Source organism: Gluconacetobacter asukensis, from assembly GCF_014174375.1.
Taxonomy (GTDB): domain Bacteria; phylum Pseudomonadota; class Alphaproteobacteria; order Acetobacterales; family Acetobacteraceae; genus Gluconacetobacter; species Gluconacetobacter asukensis.
In genome coordinates, this window is the sequence record NZ_JABEQE010000037.1 from 1 (window position 1) to 6,165 (window position 6,165).

Annotated in this window: 2 protein-coding genes; both read left to right on the plus strand. The window is 57.1% G+C overall.

The features are described from left to right. The first annotated feature begins 80 nt into the window (after window positions 1–80). Window positions 81–3,383, plus strand: coding sequence for a beta strand repeat-containing protein (locus tag HLH35_RS19410; RefSeq protein WP_182980705.1), 3,303 nt, complete (start codon window positions 81–83; stop codon window positions 3,381–3,383). Then, window positions 3,380–5,293 carry a tetratricopeptide repeat-containing sulfotransferase family protein gene (locus HLH35_RS19415; RefSeq protein ID WP_182980706.1) on the plus strand — a complete coding sequence of 638 codons (1,914 nt, stop codon included), beginning with the start codon at window positions 3,380–3,382 and terminating at the stop codon, window positions 5,291–5,293. The genes HLH35_RS19410 and HLH35_RS19415 overlap by 4 nt, the downstream gene beginning before the upstream one ends. The last annotated feature ends 872 nt before the right edge of the window (window positions 5,294–6,165 follow it).

Consider the following 6,165-nt stretch of genomic DNA (forward strand, 5'->3'; position numbering starts at 1 on the left):
TACGAGCAGAGGATCGACGTCTCGGAGGCAATGATCCATGTCGCTCTCGGTAGCCTCATGCTCCGCAGAATTGTCCACCCATGACCATTCTCAAACGGACTCTCAGAGCTTATGGACAGCTCGCTTCTGGTGTGGCCGCGAACAACACGTTCTTTGGTAATGTCGCAAATCAGAACCTAGAAAGCTACTACTCGAGTCAGAATAGTGGCTCGACCATCGGATTCGCCAATTACCAGCTCACCGTCGCCTATGAGCTGGAGCGACAAGATTGGTCGATGCTCTCATCACAAAATGGTCTGGTCCTGACGGAAGCACAGGTCGCACAAGAGCACGCTGTGGTGTTCAATAACATGAACATTCCGCTAAGCTATTGGGGCGGAACGATTGAGCAATATAGTGATATTTCCTTTATGCAGAACTTTGGCACGGCATGGGAAGAATCTAGCGTCGTAGATACAGGCGATTTCGGAAATCCGTCCTGGTCACAATGGAGTTCCGCAGCTTGGAACTTTGTGGGTGCATTTGCCAGAGGTTTTGCTCAACAGTTCTCACAAAATGGAAGCTTTACGGTACCATCATTTACGTCTACCGGATTGAAAGAGGGCATTGCCGTCTTCGAAGGCGAGCTAAACGTTGTTTTACAGGTTCTCAACGCCGGGATTCGCTACGAATGGTCCGAAGCCGCCAATATTCTAATACCGAATGCGTCGGCCTCTGAAGTCACTTTTAAAAACGCGAATGGCTCCATGGTCGCGGATGTCCGGTCTGTGACGAACGGAGACACAAAGGGCTACATTTCCGAAGGTGGCATATTTGCTGCTGTCGGAACGGATCTGCAAGGGAATGATAGTCTCGTCACCGCGACCGCAAATGATGGCAGCGGAGTTTCGCAGGGCAACGTCACCGCTGATGGCATTGTTGATATTGCCTCACCCAACCAATCGGTCGTCGGAACCGACGGCTCGCAAATCGTTCTCAGCGGTTCGGGAGATATGGTCAACGTGTCATCCGGGCAAGTTACTATCGCAACCAACACCCAGGCGGGCGTCAGCGGCAGCGGCGACACCATTACCGAGAATGCCGGAGATGCACTGGCGATATTCGGCGGTGGCAGTTCGATCAGCACCAACGGCAACGCGCGGGTCTGGCTGACCCAGACGGGTGATAACTATTCGACCGTCTGGGGCAGCAACCTCGGCTATGGCACGGCGGCGGACGGCGAAACCGAGGGCGTCTATCTGGACAACAACACCCGCGTCAACGTGGTCGGCAGCCAGGACCAGCTTGTGGTCGGCACGGGCGCCGCGCTGGCGATATTCGGCGGTGGCAGTTCGATCAGCACCAACGGCAACGCGCGCGTCTGGCTGACCCAGACGGGGAATAATTACTCGACCGTCTGGGGCAGCAACCTCGGCTATGGCACGGCGGCGGACGGCGAAACCGAGGGCGTCTATCTGGACAACAACACCCGTGTGAACGTGGTCGGCAGCCAGGACCAACTTGTGGTCGGCACGGGCGCCGCGCTGGCGATATTCGGCGGTGGCAGTTCGATCACCACCAACGGCAACGCGCGCGTCTGGCTGACCCAGACGGGGAATAATTACTCGACCGTCTGGGGCAGCAATCTCGGCAATGGCACGGCGGCGGACGGCGAGGCCGAGGGCGTCTATCTGGACAATAACAGCCAAGCCACGGTCAATGGCAACGACGACCAGATTTCGGCCGGGACCGGTGCCGTGCTGACCATCAACGGCACGGGCGACACGGTGACGAGCGGCGATGGGGGGACAGTGACCCTCTACGATGCCAGCAACGACAGCTTTACGCCGGGCAGCAACGCAACCATCGATATCGGGGGCGGGTCGAACAACGACAGCTTCAACATGGAGGGTACGGGCGATACAGTCGATGTGGTGGGCTCGGACGAGACGATTGGGGGGGCCATTTATGGCGCCAGCGAGGAGACGTTCACCTTTGCAGACAATACATCCGGCAACACCCTGGACGGCAACGATGACCAGATTTCGGCCGGGACCAGTGCTTCGCTGACGATTGACGGCACCGGCGACACGGTCAGCAATGGCAATGGCAGCACACTGACCCTTTCTAATGCCAGCAATAACAGCTTCACGCCGGGTAGCAACGCGACCATTAATATCGGGGGCGGGTCGAACAATAACGGCTTCAACATGGTCGGCACCGGCGATACCGTCATTGACGACGGGTCGAACAATACGTTCAACGGGGCGATCGCCGGTGCCAATGACGAGACGTTTGCTTTTGGCGACAATAGCAGCGGCAATGTCGTCACCGGGAGCAATCTTGCCATCCATCTCGGGAACAATTTAAGTCTGACCGTGACGGGCAACAATGACACCTTTACCGGCGGCGACGGTGACAGGCTGAACATCGTCGGCTCGAATGATACGGTGAACACCAACGACGCCCTCGTGACGTTTTCGGGCTCGGATGACAAGGTGATTGGAACGGGTGACGCGGAAAGTGGCGGCGCGTACACCTACACGACCACCTATGTCACGAGCTATACGTACACGGTCTTCTATGGCCTGGACGCGGGCGTCACCAAGCCGGTGAACGCGATCGGACAATACGATCTGTCGCATGGATTGTCTGCAGACGCCGCGGACATGGCCTGGAGCTTGGATGAGCAGGCCATTCGTGCTGGCACCGGCGATCCTGGCGCCGTCGCGCCGTCCTTGTTGGTTGGAGGCCTAGTCGACAGTCACCACCCTGTCACGTGGAGCTTTTCCGAGACGGCGCCTCGGGGCATACCTCTGTATGGCGGAACCATCCAGGGCGCCTATCAGGCGGCGGTGGAACAGGCACTCGACACATGGTCCAAAGCCTCCGGCATCGATTTCGAACAGGTCTCGGACTCGGCCTCTTCCGACATCCGCATCGGCTGGGGGAATCTCGATACGACGAACACCGGTGTCGCCGGCGTCACTCTGTTAAGGGCCAGCGCGGGGACCCTACGTCCTGGTACCATGATCGAACTCGAAACCCCCCTGCAGGATCCGTTGACGCAGACGAGTCCCGGCGCCTTTACCTATGCGGGGAGTTCAGTCGGGCTTGAGCAACTCGCCCTGCACGAGATCGGTCATGCGCTCGGGCTAGCCGAAAGTGCCAGCCCAACGTCGATTATGTATCCGCTGCTGGGCACGCACAACATCACCCTCAACACCTCCGACATGTCCGACATCGCCGTGCTCTACCACACGGCACACGACGCGGCCGCCACCTCTTCGATGATACAGGCCATGGCGTCTTTCACCGGCGCAGCGACACCGGCCCACACGTCCGTGCTCTCTTCCCCGAGCAACGCAGAGCCACTCCTCAGCGTCCCGGCGCACACATCATGAAACGGGAGACGGCCACAGCACCCGAGCTTCTTGCCGCCAGACACACGAAGCCAAACGATGTGCCTGATTTCATTCAAAAATGCGAGATTATCCTCAAAAGAGATCCCACTCACCTCCAAGCAATGCAGGTTCTGGGAACGTTCTATGCTCAACAACAACAGCTCGAGAGGGCTATTCCGCTCTTGCGCGTTGCCCAGGAGCGAGACCCCAATAACCCGGTAGGCCTCAATAATCTTGGAATGGCCTTGCAAGCGGCAGGGGAGCATGACGAGGCAATCTCCTGCTTCCGAAAAGCGATCGAGCTACGGCCATCCTATGTGATGGCACTGAGTAACTTGGGTACTGCCCTTGCCGAGCAAGGGAACCATGAAGCTGCGATCCAGTCTTACCGGGACGCACTCTCGATAACGCCCAATGATCCCGTTGCTCTCAATAATCTTGGGACATCTCTGCGGTCCACCGGGCGCACCAAAGAGGCGGTTCGCGAATTTCAAGCGGCTCTTACGTACGCGCCTGAGTTCGTTCAGGCCCGGCTGAGCTTGGCCATTTCGTTGAGCGACCTTGACCGCCTAGAGGCGGCAATCGCCTGTTATCGAACCATAGTACTGCAAGATAATACGAACTTCACCGCCCATTTTAACCTGGCAGAGCTGCTCCAGAAAGCCGGGCAGTACGATGCCGCGATTAATCATTTCAAATCAGCCTGTGCACTGAAACCTGACGACGCGATGCCGCCATTCAAATTGGGGGTTGTTTTACAGGAACTCGGCCAGACTGATGTGGCCATTGATTACTTCCGACGTGCCATAGACCTCGCTCCCGATTATCCGCGATACTATCTATCCTTGGCTCAAGCCACTAAGCTGGCTGCGGATGATCTCCACTTTTTGGCCATGCAACGATTGGTCAAGAATCAATCCTCGCTCAATGACGCTGAGCGCACGGATCTGCACTTTGCCCTCGGTAAGGCCTTCTCAGATCTCGGCGCGCATCAGCTGTCATTCGACCATTTCCTCGAAGGTAACAGGCTGCGTCGCCGCTACCTTACTTACGACGAGAAGCCTACGATCAACCGCGCGAAGCAACTGTGCCAGTCTATCTCAGCCGATGCCATCAAAGAACTCGCCAAGACAGGCCATGCCTCCTCGCTTCCCATCTTCATCGTTGGAATGCCGCGCTCCGGTTCGACGTTGGTCGAGCAGATTCTGGCCAGTCATCACGAAGTGTATGGCGCAGGCGAAATAAGCACTCTCTTCGATATTTTCCATTCTGCAGCGTCAAAGTTCGATCGATGGCAATCGGTATTCCCGTTGAAAAATCTGACAGATGCGGAACGAATGTCTATTTCAGAAGACTATCTCGATCGGCTTCATAAGCTGGTGAACAATTGGACGCGACCACAGGCACCAACACGAATTATTAATAAGACCCTGAGCAACTACCAACACATAGCACTCATTCACGCATTGTTTCCGAATGCGCGGATTATTCATACAGTTCGAGATCCGATCGACACGTGTCTATCGTGTTTCTCGACCTTCTTTCATTCTCAGGACTTTACCTTTGATCTCGGAGAGTTGGGAAGACGCTATCGCAGTTACAGAGAATTGATGGAACACTGGCATGGGATTCTCCCCAACGGCACAATTTACGACGTGCGTTATGAGGAAGTTGTTGAAGATCTCGAGCAGAATGCACGGTCACTGATTGCATATTGCGGCCTCACTTGGGACGATGCTTGCTTGAACTTCCACAAGTCGAAACGGCCTGTTAGAACCGCAAGTGTGCAGCAAGTGAGAAAGCCAATCTATCGCAGTTCAGTCGGACGTTGGCGACCGGATGACGCGATTTTGCGCCCTTTACTCGACGGCCTCGGAAGTTATCGTAGGGACACGTCGCCAGGAATGTGACCTGAACGGTCCCGGGATTGGCGAAGATCATTTCTCCTGAAAGTATCCGCTGTGATCAGGCGGCTTTTGGCGCCCATGAACGATCCTCGCGAAGGAGCGAGTTGAAGAGGATGACGAGCTTGCCCATAACGGCGGTGATGGCGACTTTAGGGTCGTCTGATAGAGGTGGCCGGCTTGGTCGAGACACCGTTTCGCTTCTGATAAGTGGAATCTCTGCCGGTTGATGTTGTAGTGCGTTGTCAGGCTGTCACGCAGGGAGGGCGTAGCCCGACTGGAGTGACACCCTGAACGCGGTATTTTCTTCAGGCGGCGGCCGCGATTCCGAGTTTGCTACCGAAGCAGGCTTGATTCAGCGTTCGCGCATCGAGGCTGGAATGTGGACGCTTGCCATTGTAGAACGCTGCTCTGCAAGACCCATAATACCGACAAGCGGGAGGTTCTCTACCCCTGGCACCCTTGGTTTGGGCGTCGGGTGTGCGTCGAGGAGACGATCGAGCGGGCTGGGCAAGTCCTTTCCCGCGGTCGCCTATCCGACGCCGGAACGGTCAGGCTCCTTGAATTGCCGGCGTGGATGCTTGGATCGCGCGGCTTGCGCTGGGATGCGGCTGGCCCCGGATCCGACCGTGCCCCTAGGGGCGCTTTATGAACTGCACGGTGCAGGCCGGCGCGGCCCATGTGGCGGCCGGCAGGAGAAAGGCGGCCACCGCGATTGCCAGCGTCGCGGCGCGTCCGATCACGCGCGCAGGGCCTGAAAGACGGTTTCGCGGAATATCTCGTGCGATCCCCTGGTACAGATGGCCACGTTCGCCGGCAGCGCGTCGCCCGTATAGATATGCGTCCCACCGAACACGTAGGACCCCCGCGTTTCGGTG

Bases quoted from the DNA above. Each gene is read 5' to 3' on its own strand.
- HLH35_RS19410 (WP_182980705.1), top strand. From the start codon at position 81: ATGACCATTCTCAAACGGACTCTCAGAGCTTATGGACAGCTCGCTTCT.
- HLH35_RS19415 (WP_182980706.1), top strand. From the start codon at position 3,380: ATGAAACGGGAGACGGCCACAGCACCCGAGCTTCTTGCCGCCAGACAC.